General features: G+C 49.2%; 17 protein-coding genes. 2 read left to right on the forward strand and 15 right to left on the reverse strand.

All coding sequences use genetic code 11. The features are described 5' to 3' along the window. Window positions 1-81: 81 nt before the first annotated feature. The 5 genes from QOL74_RS14855 to QOL74_RS14875 form a co-directional block, all read right to left on the reverse strand. Window positions 82-4,002 (reverse strand): S-layer homology domain-containing protein, encoded by a 3,921-nt coding sequence (locus QOL74_RS14855; RefSeq protein WP_283410285.1) that lies wholly within the window; start codon window positions 4,000-4,002, stop codon window positions 82-84. Window positions 4,003-4,112: 110 nt separating this feature from the next. Next, on the reverse strand, window positions 4,113-4,376 hold the full coding sequence (locus QOL74_RS14860; protein ID WP_283410286.1) for a hypothetical protein: 264 nt from the start codon (window positions 4,374-4,376) through the stop codon (window positions 4,113-4,115). Window positions 4,377-4,580: 204 nt separating this feature from the next. Continuing rightward, window positions 4,581-7,061 (reverse strand): LuxR C-terminal-related transcriptional regulator, encoded by a 2,481-nt coding sequence (locus tag QOL74_RS14865; RefSeq protein ID WP_283410287.1) that lies wholly within the window; start codon window positions 7,059-7,061, stop codon window positions 4,581-4,583. Between the two features lie 132 nt (window positions 7,062-7,193). Then, on the reverse strand, window positions 7,194-7,331 hold the full coding sequence (locus QOL74_RS14870; protein WP_283410288.1) for a hypothetical protein: 138 nt from the start codon (window positions 7,329-7,331) through the stop codon (window positions 7,194-7,196). A gap of 43 nt (window positions 7,332-7,374) precedes the next feature. Next, window positions 7,375-7,608 carry a DUF2442 domain-containing protein gene (locus tag QOL74_RS14875; RefSeq protein WP_283410289.1) on the reverse strand — a complete coding sequence of 78 codons (234 nt, stop codon included), beginning with the start codon at window positions 7,606-7,608 and terminating at the stop codon, window positions 7,375-7,377. Between the two features lie 204 nt (window positions 7,609-7,812). Here QOL74_RS14875 and QOL74_RS14880 point away from each other — a divergent pair, with 204 nt between their 5' ends. Then, window positions 7,813-8,499 (forward strand): response regulator transcription factor, encoded by a 687-nt coding sequence (locus QOL74_RS14880; RefSeq protein WP_283410290.1) that lies wholly within the window; start codon window positions 7,813-7,815, stop codon window positions 8,497-8,499. 1 nt (window position 8,500) lies between these two features. On the opposite strand, the gene QOL74_RS14885 is transcribed toward QOL74_RS14880, so the two are convergent. The 5 genes from QOL74_RS14885 to QOL74_RS14905 all read right to left on the reverse strand — a co-directional run bounded on the left by QOL74_RS14885 (window position 8,501) and on the right by QOL74_RS14905 (window position 15,140). Then, window positions 8,501-10,510 carry a HAMP domain-containing sensor histidine kinase gene (locus QOL74_RS14885; RefSeq protein WP_283410291.1) on the reverse strand — a complete coding sequence of 670 codons (2,010 nt, stop codon included), beginning with the start codon at window positions 10,508-10,510 and terminating at the stop codon, window positions 8,501-8,503. Between the two features lie 176 nt (window positions 10,511-10,686). Next, window positions 10,687-11,172, reverse strand: coding sequence for a dUTP diphosphatase (locus QOL74_RS14890; protein ID WP_283410292.1), 486 nt, complete (start codon window positions 11,170-11,172; stop codon window positions 10,687-10,689). A gap of 45 nt (window positions 11,173-11,217) precedes the next feature. Then, window positions 11,218-12,102 carry a dihydrodipicolinate synthase family protein gene (locus tag QOL74_RS14895; protein ID WP_283410293.1) on the reverse strand — a complete coding sequence of 295 codons (885 nt, stop codon included), beginning with the start codon at window positions 12,100-12,102 and terminating at the stop codon, window positions 11,218-11,220. Between the two features lie 152 nt (window positions 12,103-12,254). Continuing rightward, a complete protein-coding gene (locus tag QOL74_RS14900; protein WP_283410294.1) occupies window positions 12,255-13,514 on the reverse strand; it encodes a Glu/Leu/Phe/Val family dehydrogenase in 1,260 nt (419 codons plus the stop codon). A 264-nt stretch (window positions 13,515-13,778) separates the two neighbouring features. Next, window positions 13,779-15,140 carry an MATE family efflux transporter gene (locus QOL74_RS14905; RefSeq protein ID WP_283410295.1) on the reverse strand — a complete coding sequence of 454 codons (1,362 nt, stop codon included), beginning with the start codon at window positions 15,138-15,140 and terminating at the stop codon, window positions 13,779-13,781. 201 nt (window positions 15,141-15,341) lie between these two features. Between QOL74_RS14905 and panC the strand changes: the two genes are divergently transcribed. Beyond that, window positions 15,342-16,211, forward strand: coding sequence for a pantoate--beta-alanine ligase (panC, locus tag QOL74_RS14910; RefSeq protein ID WP_283410296.1), 870 nt, complete (start codon window positions 15,342-15,344; stop codon window positions 16,209-16,211). On the opposite strand, the gene QOL74_RS14915 is transcribed toward panC, so the two are convergent. The 5 genes from QOL74_RS14915 to QOL74_RS14935 form a co-directional block, all read right to left on the reverse strand. Continuing rightward, the gene (locus QOL74_RS14915; RefSeq protein ID WP_283410297.1) at window positions 16,201-16,578 is read right to left on the reverse strand and encodes an MmcQ/YjbR family DNA-binding protein; all 378 of its coding nucleotides are present in this window, start codon (window positions 16,576-16,578) and stop codon (window positions 16,201-16,203) included. The two genes, panC and QOL74_RS14915, sit on opposite strands and share 11 nt — an antisense overlap. 495 nt (window positions 16,579-17,073) lie before the next feature. After that, window positions 17,074-17,796: an alpha/beta fold hydrolase gene (locus QOL74_RS14920; protein ID WP_283410298.1), complete on the reverse strand. Its 723-nt coding sequence runs from the start codon at window positions 17,794-17,796 to the stop codon at window positions 17,074-17,076. 49 nt (window positions 17,797-17,845) lie between these two features. Then, entirely contained in the window at window positions 17,846-18,205 is a 360-nt protein-coding gene (locus tag QOL74_RS14925) for a hypothetical protein (RefSeq protein WP_430383877.1), read from the reverse strand. Window positions 18,206-18,577: 372 nt separating this feature from the next. After that, window positions 18,578-20,287 (reverse strand): sigma-54 interaction domain-containing protein, encoded by a 1,710-nt coding sequence (locus QOL74_RS14930; protein WP_283410299.1) that lies wholly within the window; start codon window positions 20,285-20,287, stop codon window positions 18,578-18,580. 159 nt (window positions 20,288-20,446) lie between these two features. Continuing rightward, complete coding sequence (locus QOL74_RS14935) at window positions 20,447-21,796, reverse strand: methyl-accepting chemotaxis protein (protein WP_283410300.1); 1,350 nt, start codon at window positions 21,794-21,796, stop codon at window positions 20,447-20,449. Between the last annotated feature and the right edge of the window lie 245 nt (window positions 21,797-22,041).

A 22,041-nucleotide genomic window follows, 5' to 3' on the forward strand; every position in this document is an offset into this window, starting at 1 on the left:
TGTGTGAAAGGTCAAGAAATCTTATCTGTCTAACAAAATGCTGGTTCCCTGTTACGGAGACCAGCATTTTGCCTGAAATCTTTACTTCGGTTTTCTCACACCGTTTTCATCGACTTCATACCCGTCGATCTGGGTGTTTTTGGCAAGTGAGCCATCGGTATTGAGGTAATACCATTTGCCGTCCATTTCCAGCCATTTGCCGGTGGTCATGATGCCTTCTTTGTTAAAGTGGTAGGTCTTGTTGTTGCCGTTGGCATCGATCTCTTGCCAGCCTGTCAGTGCTTTGTTGCCGGAGTAGTACCGCAGGTTGCCGTTGTCTTTGACCCATCCGGTTTTCAAAACGCCTGTTGTGTCAAAGAAATACGTTGTGCTGTTGATCGTCTGTGTACCGGTGAGGGTTTTGCTTTCCTGATAGTACACCCACTGGCCGGCATCGTTCTGTGCCCAGCCCTGGGCTGTGTCTGGGTTGATGCTCAGTTTGATGTAGCGGTGTAGCATGGCGGAGACTTCTGCGCGGGTGGCTTTTGATTTTGGGTTGAATTTGTTGTTTGTTCCACCCATCATGATGCCGGCCTGCTGCATGGCTGTTATGGCTGTTTTGTATGTGGTGTCTATTTGGGAAGCGTCTGCATAGGTGATTGCTTCCCGGGTTACCGGCGGTGTATAGCCGGTGGTTTTGGCGAATTGTGCCATCACAGCTGCCAGTTCTTCCCGGGTTATTGCTTTGTCGGGTGCAAATTCATTGCTGCTGGTCGCTGGCATGATTCCTTTTTGATGCGCCCATTCGATGTATGGTCGGTAGGGGCTTGTTGCTTTCACATCGGTGAAGCTGTTTTTGGTGTATTGGCTTGTATCAACTTCTGCCAGTCTGCCCAGTGCTGTCACCAGTATGCTGCGTGTCATGGCTGCATTCGGTGTAAAGGTGGTTTCTGTTGTGCCGGTGAGCAGTTCTCTGCCTGCTATATAGTCGATGCTTTCTTTTGCCCAGTGGCTGCTTATGTCGGTAAGCTTTTCGCTTGGGGCGGTATAGCCGATGCCGTACATTGAAAAATGGGGTGTTGTTAAGAGGAGGCACCCGCTGTTTGCATCATAGGCTGAACCTTGCATACGGGTTGCATTGCCTGTCTCGTCCACATATACGGCATACAAGCCGCCAATGGCTTCTCCGTTTGCTGGTGTGTAGGGGATGGCTACTGTCGCAGTACCGCTGCCGAAGCTGGCGACTGTGCCGTTGTTTCCATCACCTACGGTGATGTTGTATATGGGTCTTGTGCCAATCATTTGTTTTGCTGCTTCGGTAAGGTTTGTCTGGGGCGCAATGGTGATCTGTATGGTGCCGCTTGTTTGCTGTTGGATTTCTCTCAGCGCTTTTTGGTCAAAGGTGACTCTCACAGGGGCACCGTTGATTTCAAGGGTTGTGACGCCTGCACTCACAAGGCTGTTCAGGGCACTCTGTGTGAGGGTTGCTGTGAGTGCGGTTGTTTCCTCTGGCATGGTTACCTGCAGTGCGACTGCAACGCCGTTTGTGGTTTTGCCCTGGGCTTTGGCGTCTGCCTGGGCTTTAGAAATGGCGTCGGTGATGGCTTTATCGGGGATGGCTGCGCTGGCGGTGCCGTTTGCTCCGGCTGTGGCCGTGACAAAAGCCGCTGCGGTTATCGGTTGGTTCGGTTGATTGCCTGTGACGGTGGTTGTTCTTGTGGCACTGCTGCCGCCGGAACTTCCGCCAGAGGAGCCGCCGCCGCTTGTATAGGTAGTGACTGTCACGGTGCACCTTGCTGTGTAGCCGCCGTCGGTGGTTCTCACGGTAATGGTTGTGGTGCCGTTGCCAACAGCTCTTACTGTGCCGTTTGTGTCTACGGTGGCTACGGATGTGTTGCTGCTCTGCCATGTTACGGATTGATCTGTGGCATTGACAGGCGCGACGATGGCTGTCATGACTGCCGTTTTGGGTGTGGTGTTGCTGTACAGGGACAGGCTGTGTCTGTTCAACGTCACTCCGGTGACCGGTGTGACGCCAGCGGGAATATTCTCGTAGGTTGCCGTTATCTCCACTGCATTTGCTGGCATGGTGAAGGTGGTGCTTGCTGCCTTTGAATTTGCCAGGGTTATGCTGCCGCTTTGAATCGTCCACTCTTTGAATCGCTTACCACTGGGGGCGGTATTGGCGGTAATGGTCACAACTGCGCTTTGTGAATATTCGCCGCTTCCCGTTCCGTTAGTCACCGTTACAATGTTTTTGGGGGATTCCGTGCCGATATACACATATTTTGAAGCTGCCCACAGCGCCTCACACTCATCACGGGTCTTGGAAGAGAGCAGTGTGCCCTCGCCCGCAGGGGAAGGCTGGGTAGTATCCGTGTTGGTCCAGAATTTCAGCGCAGCGCCTGCAGTGTAATTCAAATCCGCCTCAAAAGCAACGCCACACCAGCTGCCTATAGCCGTCAGGGAAATAGCGTTACTCTCAAGGTTAAGATTATCAGCACCTTCAAACAGAAGCCCGACTGAGCCGGATGTGTAAACCTTAGCACCCTGTTTTAATGTCAGGTTATCACTAATATAGATTCCGCCGTAATTCAGGCTATCGGCATCAGCTATAACTGTGGCGTTCTCAACAGTAAGGTTTCGTGCATAAATCGATGAAGTGTTGTCATCTGTATCGCTGCCCAGTCTTGCCACAAGGGTGCCGTTTTGTATGGTGATTTCGTTCCCTTGGAGTGCTTCATTGTAATTGCCGCCTGTCATCAGTGTCAGGGTGTGACCGCCAAGGTCAATGGTCAGATTGCCTGAGCTATAGAGACACGTCCGAGTTGATGCTGGCTCATCAATAGTCACGTCTCCCGACAACTCCAGTGTTGCCATTTCAGAATCGAAATCATAAAAATCTATACTGCCTGCCCCATAGTCAGAAGTCAGGGTCAGGGTCTTGGTGGTAGCGTTCCAGCTGTAGCCAGTGCCGCTGAAATCGGTAGCCACTTTGTGTACTGTTGGCCCAAAGCTAAGGCGTGGTGCTCTTTCGGTAACCGTTAAACTCACAGGCACTGAAGCCAACATCACTGAAGTCGCATAGTCACTGCCTTTTCTGACTTCCAGTGTGGCTGTATAGGTGCCTGGAGAAAGGTCGTGGTATGGTGTTAAAGTGAATTCAGCCGACGCCTTCGGGGCGAGAGAAGCAGGTATGTTACTAACATTGCCCCAGACTCCGCCATTGAAAGAACGGATTATAAACAGTTCATTAAGCTCTGTATCCCCTGTATTCGTCATAGTGAATGTTTTTGCTTCGGCTTTATCAAGGTAGGAATAATAGCCATAACCATACCCTCTCTCCAGCGGGTCAAAGGTATAGGTTGATGGGTTCACCGTCAATACCGTTACACTGATGGTAAAGTCCTGTGTATAATCTGTACCGATTGCAATGCCATTTGTGATGGTGGCTGTTACCGTAACCGTACCTGCGGCTGTGGCAGATAGCGTGCTGTCGGTAATGGTGGCACCAGTGGTTCCCGCATCCTTAATGCTCCAGGAAATAGCCTGATTTGATGCGTTTGCAGGGGCAATCGTGCCGCTTAGATCAACGGAATCACCAATTCCCATTGTGTCCTGCACATGGGTAATGTCTGTAACCGGAACAAATTCTAACACCCTTACGGTTATCGTGGGTGGCGTTACACCATCTGCCAGTATCACATCTGCCGATAAATCAAGGGTTGGTGTCAAGGTATATTGACCTGCCGTGTTGCTGTCATAAACAGAATCATATACCCAGGTGGATACGGTTGCGGTAGAGGTTGAACTGCTGTTTACGGTGGCCGTTAAATCACCTGGAAGGGTTAACGCCTCCACAGGTGTGCCGGATGCTACTTCCTGTAAAGCTACCTCCTCCGCCAAATCTTTGAAAGCAGTAATTTCGTTTGTGGCATCTGCAAATGCTGCTATCGGCAGCATCGTAAACATCAGACACATCGCCATCAGCAAACTGCCCATACGTGTTCTTCTTTTACTCATATCTCGTATTACCTCCTTTTTTCTTTTGCACTCATGTTTACTTTATTCATTATGGTAATCTTGATTTAGGTGTTTATGTCATCCATTCGTATCATGGTTTGATTGTCTCTCTACTGGGTGCGATCAACGGCCAGCAGATCCATAAAGGTAGCGGCTGAAATCTCCAACACTTCATTGCCATCCCGGTAAAAAATCAGGCGGTATCCATCTGTTGCCACACTTCGGAAAACATCCTGATGACGCAGTAATCGAAATCGCACCGATTGCATGCGCCGGTGCATCATCAGACGAACCGTGCAGCCTGATTCCATTTCCACTTGGAGGCAGGCGTCTTCCATGGGTGTTACTGCACGAAAGATTCTGCTGTTTTGCATAATAAGCCTCCTTTCCAACTTTTTAGCGTGGCAGACTACCAGGCTTTCAGCATACTCCGTCTTTTGGGCGTTGGTATATCCCCCATCGGGTATTTATTTCAACATTAGCTTAAAAAATTAGCTTAAAAGGAAACATAAAAACGCCGTACAATTCGTGTACGACGTCTCTTCAAGGTAACTATGTTCCCCATTGGGTCTTTATTTTTAGATTTTTCCTGAATTCTTTAATTCTTGAAGCTGAACGCGGGAACGCATGCCCAGTTTATGAAAAATGCTTTTCATCGTTGACTTGACCGTTTCCTGTGAAATAAGCAATCGAGAAGCAATGTCCCTATTGGTTAACTCTCCGGCGGCCAGGTGTGCAACCTCCCGTTCCCTTGGCGTAAGCTGACCGTACAGGGTGGCTTTTCGGATTTTATCCACGCCCAACCTGTGGCGTGTGCATAAAGCTGTTAGTTTAGGTATGTGGGATTTCTTCTCTTGTAACTTTAGTAAGGGAGCCAGCATCTCGTCATATTCGGCAAAAGGAAGATAAATGTCGTCTGGCAGCGCAAGGGAAAGGGCACATTCCAATGCCGCTTCCGCTTCTTTCGGTTGCTCCAATCGGTGGTACGCAATGGCCATAAACAAATGAAAATAGACCTGAGGCAGGATAAAATGATGCTGTTCTACCGCAGGAAGCGCGCCTTGGGCAATCCCCAACAGCTTTGCATTGTGCCCTTGGTACAGCAGCCATCGCAGATATGTCAGCACGCCAAAAGGAATGGCTACATCGTATAAAATACGTGTGATTTTATTTAAATCCGTGAGCCATTCAGGTATGGCAGTCTCTCCAGCCAGAACGGAGACGAAGGACAGCGCCAAATCTGCCATTTTTTTTACAGCAGGCTCTGTACCATTTTTTCTTCTTTTCAGAATACTATTCTTAATGTTCTCAAAGCCCTCCGCATCTCCACGAAGCAACGCAATACGCAAGAGCGTCATTTCAGCGGCAATACATATGCTGTCTTGCTTTTGATTATCGGCAACGTAAATGGCCTTGTGGCACAGAACCTCGGCGACAGTGTCATCTCCCCGCATTAAAAGAGTTTCTGCCCGCATGGCACAATCTGCGCCGCTTCCGTGTCCCTCTGTTAAACGAACATAGTAGGGAAGGCATTCATCCATGCAGTCAAGTTCTTTATCAAGTGCTCCGCTGGCACTCCAAAATAAATACAGCACAGAGGGCTGGCCAAAGGACCAAGAGTCATTCCAGTCTTCACGATTGGAGTAAGGACCGCCCAATACTTCCCAGGCTTTTCGATGAAGCGCGCTCATTTTTTCAATGTCGTTAAAGGCGGTGAAAGATTCTAAAAAGGCAAGCTGTCCAATGAGTACCCGAGTATCCTCATCATTAAGCGCGTTTTTTTCAGGATTAGAAATGAGTTCATTAATCAGCAAACAGCCTTTTTCAAACGACGCATAGTTGCCCAAACGAAACAGCTCAAAGATAATCATGCACAACGTTTGAGGATAGCGAAGAAGAATGCTACTGTCACATTCTATAAATACCCTCTCCAGCACCGCTGCACTGCCAGCCTCCAGATACAAAGAAAAATCTTCGGCTTTAAGAGGGAGAGAAAGCAATGCTTCCAACTCACCGACCTCCAAATAACCGCATAGGGCGTAATAACGTTCACCTGCCACCGCGTAAGCATCAGCGGCCAGCTTTTGCATGTTGCGTATGACATTAGATGGCAACCCTTTAAGTTCCTGCTTCAGAAAGCTTTGCAATAAACTGTGCAGCGTATAGGAACCATTTTCGCGTTCGTAGTGGAGAAAAGAACCACTGCCAAGCAGCCGAAGAATACCTGCTGGAAGCGTCTTCTTTTCCAAAAAGACATGCGCCTGCTTCACAGTAAACCGTTGCAGCAAAGATACCGCCATAAGAAATTGTTGATCATCTGCCTCCAGGCGATTCCAGATGACAGCACGAATCAACGCGTCCATGCTGTCGCTTACTTCAAAATCTCCCTCCCGCAAGTAACGGATTAACTGGAGATTCAGCGCAGCAGCCCACCCCTCGGATAGCATCTGGAGCTTATCCAGTTCATCCTTAGACAGGGCAATCTCATTCGCACGAAAATAGGCGTCGGTATCCTCTTTTTGAAAAAAGAAGGTTTCATTCTGAACGAGCATCACCTGTTCTGCGGGTATTCCAACCATATCTATTGAATCAACGGTTTGGGTAATCACGACAATATGCAGGCCTGAACAACCGTGGCATGAAAGTGCGTGCAACATACGTTCGGGCAATTCACCTTGTATGTATTGAAAGTTGTCAAGTATGAGCCATGTATCTCCGTTGACTTCACACCCTCTCATTATATCCACAATATCCACAAGGTTTTCTTGTGTTGGATATTCCAAAGTCTCCAATTGCTTTGCCGCATGTTGGTCAATCTGGGAGAATGTTTTGCAGATACCCTTCCATGCTTTACGCAGCGGCTCTCCCATACAGGTGTACCAGCAAACCTGATGAGCGTAAGACTGGTGGAGGTATTCACTGATGACTGTGGTTTTTCCAAAACCGGAGGCCGCTTGCAGAACTATAAGTGGATAGTTCTTTATGCTTTTAAGGCGTTTTTGCAATGCGACCGGGATATAGATCGTCGGTTTGAGGCCTTGGATTTTATTCAGTGGCATAAATTTCCTCCCTTTGTCTGTGTTCAGATTAAATTTCCGCCCTCTCTGTAGTATACACCCTGCCTTATTGTTAAGCGCTAATTTTTAATTATACCTTAATCAGTAGAAGGTTGTGCCAAATTCCACTTCCTGTCAATCAACCTCTTCTGCCAAATCTTCAAAGGCAGTGATTTCGTTTGTAAAATCTGCAAATGCTGCTATAGGCAGCATCGCTAAGATCAGACATGTAGAAAACAGCAGGCTTCCGATTTGTTTTCTTGCTTGTTCCATGTTCGTTTCATTTTCAACATGGCCTCCTTCATTTCTGGATGGGTTACATCGACAGCCATTGCAGTATTTCTCCCAGCGCGATTCGGGGACCATCCTGCCAGAAAATGCTCTGGCCGTCGGTGTTTGGGCGGGGCAGTAACTCCAAGTCCCGCAGGCTATCGTAGCTGTGATCCGTTTTCGGCAGTCGCTGGATATCGAACAGGATCAGATGACCGTTGCTCAGCTCAATGTCCAGTGTCTGCCCGTCCACGATGTCCACCCGGGTTATTTGCAACATAAAGTATCACCTCGTTTCAGCTAGTTGCGTTTCTATGTTCCGGTGCATTAACCGGTCCATTGACCAGTACATTATAAGGGTACCGTAAAATGTTTTCTGTGTGTGAAAGGTCAAGAAATCTTATCTGTTTGAATTAACGCTTGCGACGTTTCTTTCTTCGCATAAACTATGGTAAAATAACATTCTAAGATTGAGGGGGATGTCATGAAAAGCGTAAAACTCTTGCTGATAGAGGATGAATCAGATGTGTTGGAAATCAACCGGGAGTATTTTGAAGGCAAAGGGTATGAAACCTTCTGTGCGGCCACCCTTGCAAAAGCACGGTTTCTACTGGAGGAACATGCCCCCGACCTGATTCTGCTGGACGTGATGATGCCTGACGGCTCAGGGTTTGATTTTTGCGCCGAGCTGCGGCAAAAAACAAACGCCCCCATCATCTTCCTGACATGCAGGGACGAAAATGAGAGCGTGGTAAAAGGTCTTTTGCAGGGCGGGGACGACTACGTCACGAAGCCCTATGATTTGAACATACTCAACGCACGGGTGGCCGCGCAGCTTCGCAGGGCCGGTATCATGACTGCCGGAAAAATTGAACTGCCCCCTCTGACCATTGATTTTTTATCTGGAGAAGCCACCCTTAATGGAGAACGCATTCCATTAACACAGAAGGAGTTGCAGCTTCTTGGCTGCTTTGCCCTGTTTGCAGGTCGACGGCTCAGCTTTGAGGAAATTTACCGCCGTGCATGGGGTGAGATGTCTCCCGGCGCGACAGGAACCATTAAGACTCACGTGGCAAATCTGCGCAAGAAACTGAAGCTGGATGACAACGGCTGGTTTGAGCTGGTAAGCTCCGGGAGAAACGAGTACATTTTCAGCAAGGTACGGTATTAGATTAACCGTCACGCACCGGCAGGGTGAAGAACAGGTGGGTGCCATGCCCTTCTTTACTTTCAATCCAGATTTCACCGCCGTGCTGTTCTACGATATGCTTGCAGATATATAACCCAAGTCCGGTGCCGGTATCTTGACCGCCGCCGGATTTTTGTTTTTTGCTGTACCGCTCAAAAATATGAGGAAGCCGTTCTGCCGCGATTCCAACGCCGGTATCTGACACACAGATGAGAATGTTGTCATTGTTCTTCTTTGCAGATATGGTAATCACGCCGTCTGCGGTGAAGCGCACTGCATTGGAAACAAGGTTGACAATGACCTGCGAAATTCGCGCCGGGTCGGCATCGATGGCGGGAAGTCCTCTTTCGATACGGATGTCCAGCCGGTTCCGGTTTTTGTTCAGGATCGGGTAATGGGTTTCAATGGCCGCATGGATGATTTCATCTGTATAGCAGCGCACTGGCTCCATGACCATACGCCCTTCTTCCATGCGGGTCACATCCAGAATCTGTCCCACCATCAGGGAAAGTCGCTCTGCCTCAGAGGAAATCAGCGTCATTCGGCGGGATACCTCGCTGCTGTCCAGCGTGTCAGGCCGCTCCGCAAGTTGCTTGGTGATCTGGGCATAGCCGGACACGACCGTCAGCGGCGTTTTCAGTTCGTGGGAAACATCACCTAAAAATTCTGTTTTCATCCGGTTCAGGCTTTCCAAAGCTGTATTCTCCGCTTCCAGCTTCTGCTCCATTTTTTTGGCTTCCCCCAGCACACGATTGTTCATTTGAAACAATGACACCGACTGTGCCAGCACGAACACCAGCATCGCAATTTCAGATATGGGGGTGTTGTCCCGGGCACCGAACAACTCGCTATACATCATAATGTCGGAAAGGGCTGCCAGGAAAAAGACCGCTATGCCAAACATCGCAACTGCCTGTTCCTTATTAATCGAGTTGCGCATTTTCCAAAACAAACCGGCAATTCCCAAGGCAATACACATCACAAGCAGTATTTGATACACGATCAATCCTGAAGTGTAAAAAATGGAATCTCCAAACAGCACACACACGCCGTAAAGGCAGGAGCCGAGAATCGCCGTGTATTGAATGCCCCGCAGAAATTTCCCGGTGGCATACTGTCCAAGATACAGTGCAAGAAAAACAGACAGCAGGACCATGCTCAGGTATTCCAGCATAAAAGAGAGGTTTCCGGGAATGGGGAAATAAATCCAGGCCTGACTTTGCAGGCATTCGCGCAGTGCCATGACGAGGCAGGCAAGCGCAAAATACAAGGTTTCCCGGGTGCGGGAGAGCATCAGGTAAATGCCCAGCAGCAAGACAGATGCACACAAAAACGCGCCCATAATGACAATTCCCTTTATCCGACCAAAAAAGAAGGGATCAGGCACTGTTCCACCTTTGCTCAGGCTCAGTTCTGCGAGGGATGCGCCCCGCTTGGCATGGTAAAAATGCGCGCTGTGAAGAATTATGTCCATGTCACCGTTGACCGCCGCTGCATGAAAGGTGATGTTGTTTTCCCAAACCTCTGTATCTTGCTTGGTGGTGCCGGGTTGCCCGGTTTGTGCTGCGAACCTGCCGTTGACAATCACCCGCATGGCATGGCGGCCGGAAAGGGTGAACGTCAGGGCATAGGTATCGCTGGTATCGGGAAGCTTGAGAACAAAGCGCTGAGAAAGATATTCGGCGCGTATTTTCTCAAGGTTATCAACACTTTCGGGAACAACGTCATCAGCGTTCGTTGAAGTGAGGTATGTATTGGGGTAGTAAACTGTACTGGGAGCCAGTCGGATGACCGTTTTGTCAAAGCTGGTGATGCCCGTCAAGTCATAGATGCCGTCTCTCTCGGAAATAACAACGTTGTTGAGTGCCTCCCCTGTCAACCAGGTTAAACTGGTTAGATTAGCCAGTGCCGTCAGTGCTGCCGTTGTAAGAAGGGCCGCTAATACGATAGCCAAAAGCTTATGCTTATAAATCATACTTTTGATACGCAGCATCTCCTTCTTTAACCGGTCAATCTTTCCGGATGCTTTTTCATGGTTAGATAGATTCGTCTGTTCTCCGGTTGGAAGAAACCGTCTTACGATGGGCTATTTCATTGAAGAAAAGTTCCCTGACGATGGCGTTCGGTACATCGTCATCCTTCACGCCATAGGCACGGTTTTGCGCCTGCTTAATACCCTTCATCCTGCCGCTGAAAATTTACTGTGTTTTTTGCCACATAAGCTTCCATAACCCCCTCAGGGGTAAGGCCCAGCTTGACTGCCAGAGCCATAAATTCCTGGAACAATTGATGGTAATTTTCAGCAGAAGTTTCTCTTTCAAAGTAGGTAGCTGCCCGGTAAACCCGCTGAAACTGGTCGCAGGAATCGACGGCCGCCGGCACTTCTTCCAGTTGATCAAACCGGTACCCCAGAGACAGTCCCAAACTCAGAAGAAAATGCAGTCCGTCCACATATTCCTCCAGGATCACCGAGGGGGGAGACGGGGGCTTCAGGCTCCAGAATTTGAAGCAACGGGTTTCGTTGGCCAGTTCTCCCAATTCCACCTGAAAAGCCAGTATTTTTCGACCAGTGAGGTCTTCCGCTTCAAGGCGGTGATTTTGTTGAATGTGTTTGTCAAGTTGTGCCTGCATGTCAAATAGATGGTTCCAGTTCAAAGCAGCTTCCTCCTGACAGTTGTGATTACTTGAAACATTTCCTGTTTATGCCAACGCTCCATAGATCCGCAGTGTGTCCGCCACCAGTGCCGCTTCTTCGTTTTGAAGAGGCATCAATGGGCGACGCGGAATACCACCGGTATAGCCCAGCAGGTCCGCTGCTGTCTTCAATGCTGAAACGCCTTTTCCCCGGGTAACCAGATGATTGATAGCCAGCATTTTCAGCTGTAACTGCCTGGCTTCTTCCAGGTCTCCGGCATGAAATAAATCCATCAGCCGGCAGCATTCTTGAGGCAGAATATTGGCCAGGGCCAGGGTGGCTCCCTGGGCACCCAAAGAAAGGGCCGGCAGCAGATACCCTGCATTTCCGGCAAAAACTGCAAAATCAGGTGCCGCATCCCGAATTATCTCTGCCAACTGAACAATATTACCGGAGGTATCCTTTATGCCCTGGATATTTTCATGCTGGGACAGTCTGGTCACCAGTGCCGATCCCAGATTCAGTCCCGTATTGGCAGGCATATTATACATCATAACTGGGACCGGGCAGGCGTCGGCCACATCGGTGAAATACTGATAAAGAACACTCTCATTCATGCTCCCTGTATAGTAATGAGGCGGTAGCACCAGCACGGCATCTGCTCCCAGCTCGGCCACCCTGTGACTAAAACGAATGGTTTCCAGCGTCGACTCACAACTGGTTCCCACAATGACTTTTTTGTTCCTGGGAAAATGACTGATGCAAAATGCAGCCAGTGCTTCCTTTTCCTCCTGAGTCAGGTAGACAAACTCGCCATTGGATCCCAACACCACAATTCCAGATAGGTCTGTCGCCGCCCAGCGGCTTAAATTGTGGGCCATTCCCTCATAATCAATGGTTTCATCTCGTGTAAAGGGTGTGAGTACCGGTGTGTAAATGCCGTTGAACATGAAGCTCCCTCCTTATCATCCGACGCCCTTGTTGATGCTTCTTCTTCAGCATACCTTATTTCTTCCAAAAGAAAAACCCTTTTACCGGGCACTTCCGATAAAAGGGTTTCGAGTTGGACAATGACAGAACCAATTAACGGTTCAGGTTAAGTCTAATACCAGCCGCGGAGTTTCATGGCATCGGCCACACGCTTGATGGACATCATGTAGGCAGCGGTTCGCATATCCACCTGATGTTCATTCATCAGTGCCCAGATATCATCAAACGCCTTGTTCATGCTCTTTTCCTGTTTTTCCTGAACTTCTTCAAAGGTCCAGTTATAACGCATCAGGTTCTGTACCCACTCGAAGTAAGAAACGGTAACACCACCGGCATTGGCCAGGATATCAGGAATCACCAGGATACCCTTTTCATTCATGATTTTGTCTGCTTCAGGTGTGGTGGGGCCATTGGCACCTTCACACACAATTTTGGCTTTAATATCGTTGACATTGTCTGATTTAATGACATTCTCAAGAGCGCAAGGCATGAGAATATCCACATCCAGCGTCAGTACAGCGTTGCGGTCCAGTTCTTTCTGTGCGCCGGAGAATCCGGTGATCACTTTGGTTTTATTCTGCTGGGCATATTCCATAACGGCTTTAATATCGAGGCCGTCTTCATGGTACAGGGTGCAGGATACATCAGAAATGGCAACAACCTTGGCACCCATTTCCTCCATGTACATGGCCGCGTAGGAACCTACGTTACCAAAGCCCTGAATGGCAACGGGCATCCCCTTCAGATCCATGCCTTTCTTTTGGGCTGCATAGCGGGCCATAATGGCAACCCCAAAGCCGGTAGCTTCTGTACGCGCCAGTGAACCATAGTAGCTGACGGGCTTTCCTGTGAAAACGCCGGGCTCAAAACGGCCGGTTGTTTTTTCATATTCGTCAACCATCCAGGCCATAATCTGTCCAGTGGTGCCTACATCAGGTGCTGGAATGTCAATCTTTTCGCCAATGATAGGGGCAATGGCACGGGCATATCCTCTGGAAAGTCTTTCCAGTTCACCTTCTGACAAATCGTAAGGGTTCACGATGATTCCGCCCTTACCGCCGCCGTATGGAATGCCGACAACGCCGCACTTGAATGTCATCCAGGTGGATAGTGCCTTGACTTCGTCTCTGGTAACATCCTGATGAAAACGTACGCCGCCTTTGAAGGGACCTACTGCATCATTGTGCTGTGACCGGTAACCGATGAAAGTACGAATGGAGCCATCGTCCATTTTCACCGGGATGGATACCTGAAGAACGCGAATGGGGTTTTTCAGAATTTCGTACACTTCAGGCGGGGTTCCCAGTTTGTCACACGCTGCTTTCACTTGCTGCTGTGCGATTTCAAACGGGTTAAGGGTTTTTTCGGCCATTTGACTGCCTCCTCATCATAAATGATTATTCTTGTTCAGGTGAATCTTCCTCGTTGCAGTTGCTCCCCAGAAAAGTGCATAACCTGAAAACGTTTTCATTGTCAAGGAAGAACCGGACTCATTTTCAGTCTATTTGAACTTTTCCAACAGTGAAGCTTTTGCAATTCCTTGTTTTCACCTGTGTTGATCACTTGAATTATATCACACTCATTGAAAAAGTGGTAGTTTTTTCCCCATTATTTTGGGGAGATCGATATTTTTTTATCAATTATGACGAATGACGGGCTGTTGCCATTTTCCACTGCGATACATCAGCCATCCCATGAAACAAATCAATGCATTGCTGATGACCATGGCATACCAGACGCCGTGAGACCCCAGGGATGTCCATCTTCCAAGCAGGAGAATCAGCGGGATTCTGAACACCCAAAGCCTCCCCATATCCATCATCATGGCGTAAAGGGTATGGCCTGACCCCTGAAAGGTACCCAGCAGTATTTGAAAAATGGCCATTAATGGCAGTGTCAACGTGATCAGACGGGTGTAGTCAAGACTTTGTTTTAAGACTTCCGGATCATTTTTGATGAAAGCTCCCACCACCAGATCGGCGGCCAGAAAGAGAATGATTCCGCCCAGACTCATGATGGTGATGGATCCCAGCGCCGCCGTTCTCACTGCCCGGCGTGCCCGCTCCGGCTGGCCGGCTCCCAGATTTTGACCCACCAAGGTGGCCAATGCTGTTCCAATCCCCATCACCGGCATGATAATCACCATGGAAATCCTGTTTCCAATACCAAAAGCTGCCAGGGTTCCTTCTCCATAGCCAATGACAAAGGCATTGAGAATGATGAATCCGAAGGCTGAAAATGACTGGCCGGTGGAGGCAGGTAATCCAATCCGAACAATTTGCGTCAATATGCCGCTGTCCATCTTCAGGTCTTTTCCCCTCAACCGAATACCGTTGCCCTGACGAAAAAGGCTGTAAACAGCATAGACTGCAAAAAGAGTTCGCGAGAACACCGTGGCCGCTGCCACCCCCCGAATGCCCCACCCTAAAAAAAGGATGGCAATTGGATCCAGGACAATGTTCAGCAACACACCGGAAACATTCAGTACCATTGGGGTATATGTATCTCCCTGTCCCTGGCGGATGGCATTGAACACAAAAAAAGCAAAGAGGGCAGGCAGTTCCCACAGCATGATTTGAACATACTGAAGAGCGTAGACATACACAGCTCCCTGTGCACCCATCATGCGGAGCACCCAGGGAGCCGCCAGGGTTCCCATGAGACTGATTGCCACTGCCATCAGCAGGGCAAAGGTGAGCAGCTGCCCTGCCACTTTCGTTGCCTGTGCAGGGCTGCCAGCGCCACTGAACCTTGAAATTAGCGCTGTGCCGGCAATGTTGACACCCATTCCCAGGGAAAGGGTAAAATAGAGCACAGGGAAAACCAAAATAATAGCTGCCAATTCTGAAGTTCCCAGATAGTTTCCCACCCAGTAAGTATCTGCCAGGCTGTACAGCATCTGTACAAAGTTATTGAACATGAGGGGGAGGGCCATGGTAATGAGAATTTTTGGCAGTGATCCGGATAATATCATGGCCCTTTTATCATTGATTTCCATGAAGTCGCCTGCTTTCCATAATCATCATAACATGAAAACGCCTTCCCCATTATACCATAATACAGACACTTTGGCCTGTGATTGTCTTTCTGCGAAGGACTTTCAACGAAAGTCCCTTCACCAGATTTGACCTTGCATGGTAGAATCAATACAGATGGTATCCTTTCGGGAGCCATACTCGTTGTGTTGGAGGCATGTATTATGAAAAAACTGGAAAACATTGAAAAAATGCAGCAATTTTCCTTCCAGGCCCGAAAAAAAAGCCACATCATTGGCCTGGTGCCCACCATGGGGGCCCTTCACCAAGGCCATCTATCTTTAATCCAGGCAGCCCGTCAGGAATGTCATGAAGTGGTGGTGAGTATTTTTGTGAATCCCACCCAGTTTGGCGAAAACGAAGATTACGAACGTTATCCCCGCGATTGGAATCAGGACTGTTCTCTGGCGGCCGCCGCCGGTGCCACGGCTGTCTTTTTGCCCAGTGCGTCAGACATATACCCCCCCAGCTATCAAACCACCCTGCATCTGGATTCTTTGACCCAACATCTCTGCGGCGCTCATCGCCCCGGTCATTTTGATGCTGTAGCCACTGTTGTCTGCAAGCTGCTGAATATCGTCGCACCTCATCGTGCTTATTTCGGTCAAAAGGATGTTCAACAGCTGCGCGTCATTCAGCAAATGACCGCTGATCTGAACATGAACGTTGGCATTGTCCCCATGCCAACTCTCAGAGAATCAGACGGTCTTGCCATGAGCTCCCGCAACGCTTATCTCTCCCCTTCAGAACGCCTGGCCGCCGGCATCATTTACCAGGCATTGCTGACAACTGAACAGGCGGCACAGGCTGGTGAAACATCGCCACTGATCCTTCAACAGCTGCTGCTGTCGCATTTGGTCTCCGAACCACTGGTTCATGTGGAATATGCCGCCGTTGCAGATCCCGTCACGCTGACACCCCTTGAACAACAGCAGTCATCCATGCTGCTGGCTGTGGCCGTGCGCATTGGTGATACCCGGTTAATTGACAACTTGCTGATCAACCTTCCCTCCTGCGCAGGTTTTACGAAGTGACTTCTTCTCCCAGCAGCTCCCGCTGTTTTTTCTTGCTGAGGGAGCTGACAATCAGCTCATGGGACATGTCAATCATTTGCCGCAGCACTTCACTTGGCACCTGACCGTCCAGATCCACTGAATTCCAATGTTCCTTGTTCATGTAGTACCCCGGGCGAATTTCCGGATAAGTGGCTCTCAGATGCTGTCCAAAGGACGGCTCACATTTCAGCGTGAGGATATGCCGTCCTTCATTGTCATGTCCCAGCATGCCGAACATTTTTCCACCCACCTGGTAACGGTCAACACCCCATTCTTCCTTATAATCTTTTTCTGCAGCCGGCCGGCCCAGACAGTAGGCGTCCAGCCATTCGTATGTTTGTTTCATGATGCGCCTCCTTTTTCTCCGTTGATGATTGATCGACAGCACAGCGTGCTTACTGATTACCTGCTTCCATTATCCCCTGATTCTCATTTTTCATCAAGGTGTCTTTTCATACGTATTCATTTCCATAGCAAAAAAAGTGCCCTCAATAGGGCACTCAGACTGTAGACAAAATAAGATGAAGACAAGGGATTTGGTAAGGGACAACCTTGGAAATCTTGTCAGTGTTTTTTCGAAAAGGAGAGAAAACCGCCAGCGCCTGCTGTTTGAGCGCAGCGAGTTCAGGTGCTGTTTTCGAGACTTTCGACTAAAAACACACAAGATTGGAATCAGCTGGCCAGTCCAAATCCCTTTGTCTTCAGCCTCAGTGCCCTCAATAGGGCACTCAATGTGACAGGCAAGGCACTTTGGTCAGGGCAACTCCTTGCCGGGCTTCTTGCCTGTATCGTATGATGCCGGTGGCCGAAAGCATGCCATGACCTGAAGCTTCTTTTTCTGTTAAACTGTTTTGATACACTGAATCAATGCTTCTGCATATGTTTCCGGCTGGAAGAACAGGGCTTCGTGGCTGCCCTGCAGTTCGACCACCGGTGCTTCTCCCAGGCTTTGGAACATGCCCACAAAGGCACCCGGCGGCAGCGACAGATCTTCAGTGCAATACAGCAATACCCGGGGTGTCTCCAGTTGCGCAAAGGCATTCGCTTCAATGGGTGTATCGAAGAGTGCCAGCGGCTGGGGAACCAGGTGGCTGATTAAACGATTCTGCTCTTCTTCTGAAACACCACTGGCCAGCGCCCCCCGAATGAAATCCTCCATTAACGGAATACTGTGATCCGGTGTCGCCAATGCCATTTGCTTAATTCCCATGGCCATTTCCTGATCGGGAATCATATCAAACTGACTCTTTCCCTGGGGCAGAATCCATGCATTGTTAAAGACTATTTTGCCGATTTTATCCGCCACCTTCGGTGCAGTCATCTGAATCACATGCCCGGCACTGGAATGTCCCACCAGCACCGCCGGTTCTGGCTGTTCCTCCAGTTTTTCCACCAAAGGTTTGATTGCCTGTTCATAAGTAATTCCTTTTCGATCGTCTTCAGGTCCATTGCCGGCCAGCGTCACCGCTTCTGCCTCATATCCCTTCTCTTTCAGCGCTTTGATAACACCTTCCCAGCAAGAAGCATTGTGCCATGCGCCATGAACCAAAATGATTTTCTCCATGATTTTCTCCTCCTTTTTTGATGATTCCTTTTGACGATTTTGGCAGTTCCTACAAAAACCTGCCGCCCGTCATCAATGATCCCTTTTTCAGTTCAAGCACCATCACATTCACCTGCTGTGTATCGATATCCAGAACCGTCCCCATGGCAGCCGCCACAGATTGCATCACTTTCTGACGCTCTTCCAGCGACTTGCCCTCCAGCCAGTAAACCATTGCCAGAGGCTGCCTGCCGCCTTCATGAAACCAGTCCTCCTCCGGGATTTCTTCACCCGTCACCGTCAGTCTCTCCACCGGCCAGTCCATGGCGGCGGCCACCTGAAGAGCCACCTGTCGCAGAACGTGTTTCTCCCGTCCCAGCTTCATCTTCTCCGGTCCCAGCTTCAACTGAATCAGGGGCATGATTTCCACCTCCATCTCCTGTCAAAATCCACCTTGCGTCAGCGTGAAAAATGCAGGAACATCTTCACCCTCATACTGATAACGGCGTTATAATCCTTTGTTTATATCAGCAATAACTATGCCAACATCATGTGTCTGGGAGTGATCTCCTATTCGGCCTAAAAACAGGGTGGTTTTCCTGCCACAATCAGCCTTGGCACCCATTCATCTTTTTCGCAAAAAAAGAACCCGGGTCACGGATTCATTTTCCTGTTTTCTGATTGTTCCAGATGGGAACAGTTCTATTTTGATTAATGGTTCTTCCTCACATCTTTTCAGCCTTTTTCGCCGGTGTTCCGAATGGGATCAGTGTCAAAAATGGTGACAGCGGTCGCACTCACTTCACACTTCCTCCCTGGTATCTTTTATTATTCGATAGAGGGTGGGTCTGCTGATTCCCAAGCGTCGGGCGGCTTCACTGATGTTTCCGTCACTTTCCTTCAGAACCTGCCGGGCCATCTGTCTTTCAAGATGGTTCAACAGCTTTTTCCCGTCGCCGGCAGGTGTCCATTGAATGGCGCCCTGGTTCCCAGCGGTCGTCACACTGCCGGCTTCAGCCCCTCGGTTGAGCCAAGCCGAATGATATCGGATGATTTCCGGCAAATCCGAAATGGTGATCTCATCATTCTGACAGGTGATCAGTAGTTGTTCCATCAGATTTTTCAACTGCCGCACGTTTCCCGGCCACGGGTAATGACATAAGCAGGATATGGCTTCTTCTGTCAATCGGGGTATGGCCCGTCCCATTGTCTCTGCCAGTTGTTTCAACAGCACCTCCATCAGCAGGGGAATATCCTCCCGCCGGTGCCGGAGTGGCGGTATTGCAATGTCATATCCTCCAATTCGATAGTAAAAGTCTGCCCGCCAAACACCTTCAGCCAGGGCCTGTTCCCCGGTTATTTTAGAAGCACTCACCAGTCTGAAATCAACCGGCCGTTCTTCTGTTCCACCCACGGGGAGTATCTTTTTCTCCGCCAGGCAGCGAAGCAGCATGACCTGCACTGTGGGCGACAGGCTTTCCAGTTCATCCAGAAACAAAGTGCCGCCATGGGATGCTTCGATGAGACCGGGTTTTCCGACAGACCGGGCTCCGGTAAAAGCACCCCTTCCATAACCAAAGAGAGTGGTTTCTGCCAGTGTTTCCGAAAGCGCCCCACAGTTTATCGCAATCAACGGCCCTTTTCTGCGAGCTGACAGCTGGTGAATCACCTGGGCTGCCACTTCTTTTCCCACGCCGCTTTCACCAGTAAGCATTACCGGCAGCTCGCTCTGGGCAACAGCAGCCAGCTTCTCCTTCACAACTTTCATCTCATGACTGTATCCCACCAGTTGATTCAGGGGGTTGGGCATTTTCGGCGGATCAGGTGAAGACGTCATTAACTGAACACCCTGCCAGTAACGGGTTTTATTTCGATCATATTCCAACCAGCGCCAATGTTGATAAAGATCTGCCACGCACCGCAAAAAGGGGAGCACCATGACCGGCTGGTGTACATCCAGGCTGGAGGCCCCCACTGCACCGGCAATATGTCCCCTGCCGTCTCTCAAGGGCGCAGCGGAACAGCTGAAGGCATGAAACCAGCTGTGGTAGTGCTCATACCCTGCAAGACGGACAGTGGCGGCTTCCCGCATGGCCAGGGTCACCGCATTGGTGCCGCTCATATCTTCCGTCAACTGTCCCAGAAAAAGAGAGGATACCCCCAGTTGATCCGCCATGGATGACGGAAATTGGTGATTTAATGGTTCAATAAAATTTCCCTGATTGTCATAGACAGAAAGCACCACCCGGTTCTCATCTGCAAACTCGCCGATGGCCTTCAGTGTTTCTGCAGGTCGGCGTCGGCTCCTGGTGATCCGCAGGGCTGCCACTTCCTGCCCTGGAACAAATCCAGCCTGAATCTTTCGATTTTCCCAGGGGTCCACACCCCTTTCACGGCAGTTTTGCCAAGAAGCCAAAACTACCTGTGGCACACTTGGCTGGTGAAGGTGCCCCGTTCCAATAAACTGTTGCCAGGCAACAGCTGTTTCTTTCAGGTGCTTATCTTGAGCCATGGGAATTCCTCCGGTACAGTGACGGTTCTCCATTTGTACTGCTTTGTTCCACTATACCTGTCAGTGGCGGTTCATGTCAATGCAGTGACAATCTTGGATTTTGCCTGAAGTTTCCCATCGACATTCATACGATCCCATGAAATTCCAATACCCGATTTTTCACCGAATCTGAAATCGTCCAACAGATGACTGCATCATCGCTGCCAGCTTTGCCAGGTTGTTACCTGCTTCGGCAATTTCTCCCATGGCAGCCGTCTGCTCTTCCACAGAAGCAGAGGCTTCTTCTGTTCCCGCTGCATTCTCCTGTGAAATGGCCGATAGATTCCCGGCGATCATAACCAGAGATTCTTTCTGCTGCTCCATTTTTTGACTGGATTCATTCAGGGTTCCCACCACCCGTTGCATTTCTGTCAGTGTGGTTGAGATGCCCTGAAAACCATTGCGCACTTCATCCACGTAAGCTGTTTGTTCCCGGGTCTTTTCAGTGGCACTTTGAATGGTCCCCACCGTTTGCTCCATTTTTTGTGTCAGTTCGTCAATGACAGCTGCAATTTCACCGGTGAACTGATTTGACTGTTCTGCCAGTTTTCTGATCTCTTCTGCCACCACCGCAAATCCTCTGCCGGCTTCTCCCGCCCTGGCCGCTTCAATGGCTGCATTCAGTGCAAGGAGATTGGTTTGCTCGGCAATGTTATGAATCATCTGGCTTGCCTGGCCAATTTTATCCACACTGGCACTTGTTTCGAGAATCATTTCCCTGGCTTCGTCACCCGCCTGACCACTTTGGTGAGCCTTTTCAACCAGCTGATCTACTTGCAACAGTCCATTTTGCTGCACTTCCAGCGCATCACCGATGGTTCTGTTCATAACGCTCATCATTTGACGATTCTCTTCGATACACTCTCCCAGTATATTGATACTGGTCACACTGCGTTCCGTTTCCTGTGCCTGGTCATCCGCTCCCCGGGCAATGTCTTCAATGGTTTTAGCCACTTCGGCTGCTGCAACAGAGGTTTCAGTACCGGCCTCGCCAATATGCACCGAAGCTGTGGCAACACTTTCAGAAGCTGTTTGGATTTCTGTCATCGAATCGGTGATGGTCTCAAGAAATCGATTCAGATCATGCATCATTTCACCAATTTCATCCTGCGCTTTCACTTCGATTCTTTCTGTCAGATTTAACTGCTCCGAAATCATGCGCAGTGTCGTTCCTGCATTTTTTAGCGGCCTGATGACAATAATATGCAGCAAAATCAAAATCAAGCCTGAAACCACCACCAGATTGATCACTGTCGCCACCACCAGAGACATTTCACCAGTCACCAGATCTCCCACAGCATCATCCATTCGCTGAACTACCCGGTTGATGAAGGCGGCTATGGTGGGGCTGATGAGCAATGCCAGAATCACCCCTGTTAAAAATTTGGCTTTGATGCCAATTTTGCGCTTGAAGAGACCTGTCACCCTTTTTGAATTTGCCTGTAACTGTTCTTTTTTCTTGTTCCTCATTTTATTCCTCCTTTATACTTACACTCCAATGTACTTACACTCCAGATGCCTACATTTGTCAGATCCGTTTCTGCAACCTCTCATAGCTAGTTCAAAATATGCGAATATCGTTGCTGCATACCTGCAAAGATTCCAAATGCCAAATATAGTACTAATGGATTAATTCTTTAAGAATTATTATAATTCTTTTTGTTACTTGTGTCCACTTACCCCAACCATTAATATTCGAGTAAAGAGGTGGTCAA

It is taken from the genome of Anoxynatronum buryatiense (assembly GCF_900182905.1).
Classification (GTDB): domain Bacteria; phylum Bacillota; class Clostridia; order Peptostreptococcales; family Tindalliaceae; genus Anoxynatronum; species Anoxynatronum buryatiense.

Excerpts from the sequence above, each read along its gene's own strand:
- QOL74_RS14905 (WP_283410295.1), bottom strand. The coding sequence starts at position 15,140 with ATGGAAATCAATGATAAAAGGGCCATGATATTATCCGGATCACTGCCA.
- QOL74_RS14895 (WP_283410293.1), bottom strand. The coding sequence starts at position 12,102 with ATGTTCAACGGCATTTACACACCGGTACTCACACCCTTTACACGAGAT.
- QOL74_RS14855 (WP_283410285.1), bottom strand. The coding sequence starts at position 4,002 with ATGAGTAAAAGAAGAACACGTATGGGCAGTTTGCTGATGGCGATGTGT.
- QOL74_RS14875 (WP_283410289.1), bottom strand. The coding sequence starts at position 7,608 with ATGTTGCAAATAACCCGGGTGGACATCGTGGACGGGCAGACACTGGAC.
- QOL74_RS14935 (WP_283410300.1), bottom strand. The coding sequence starts at position 21,796 with ATGAGGAACAAGAAAAAAGAACAGTTACAGGCAAATTCAAAAAGGGTG.
- QOL74_RS14885 (WP_283410291.1), bottom strand. The coding sequence starts at position 10,510 with ATGCTGCGTATCAAAAGTATGATTTATAAGCATAAGCTTTTGGCTATC.
- QOL74_RS14865 (WP_283410287.1), bottom strand. The coding sequence starts at position 7,061 with ATGCCACTGAATAAAATCCAAGGCCTCAAACCGACGATCTATATCCCG.
- panC (WP_283410296.1), top strand. The coding sequence starts at position 15,342 with ATGAAAAAACTGGAAAACATTGAAAAAATGCAGCAATTTTCCTTCCAG.
- QOL74_RS14880 (WP_283410290.1), top strand. The coding sequence starts at position 7,813 with ATGAAAAGCGTAAAACTCTTGCTGATAGAGGATGAATCAGATGTGTTG.
- QOL74_RS14920 (WP_283410298.1), bottom strand. The coding sequence starts at position 17,796 with ATGGAGAAAATCATTTTGGTTCATGGCGCATGGCACAATGCTTCTTGC.
- QOL74_RS14900 (WP_283410294.1), bottom strand. The coding sequence starts at position 13,514 with ATGGCCGAAAAAACCCTTAACCCGTTTGAAATCGCACAGCAGCAAGTG.
- QOL74_RS14870 (WP_283410288.1), bottom strand. The coding sequence starts at position 7,331 with ATGGAACAAGCAAGAAAACAAATCGGAAGCCTGCTGTTTTCTACATGT.
- QOL74_RS14930 (WP_283410299.1), bottom strand. The coding sequence starts at position 20,287 with ATGGCTCAAGATAAGCACCTGAAAGAAACAGCTGTTGCCTGGCAACAG.
- QOL74_RS14915 (WP_283410297.1), bottom strand. The coding sequence starts at position 16,578 with ATGAAACAAACATACGAATGGCTGGACGCCTACTGTCTGGGCCGGCCG.
- QOL74_RS14860 (WP_283410286.1), bottom strand. The coding sequence starts at position 4,376 with ATGCAAAACAGCAGAATCTTTCGTGCAGTAACACCCATGGAAGACGCC.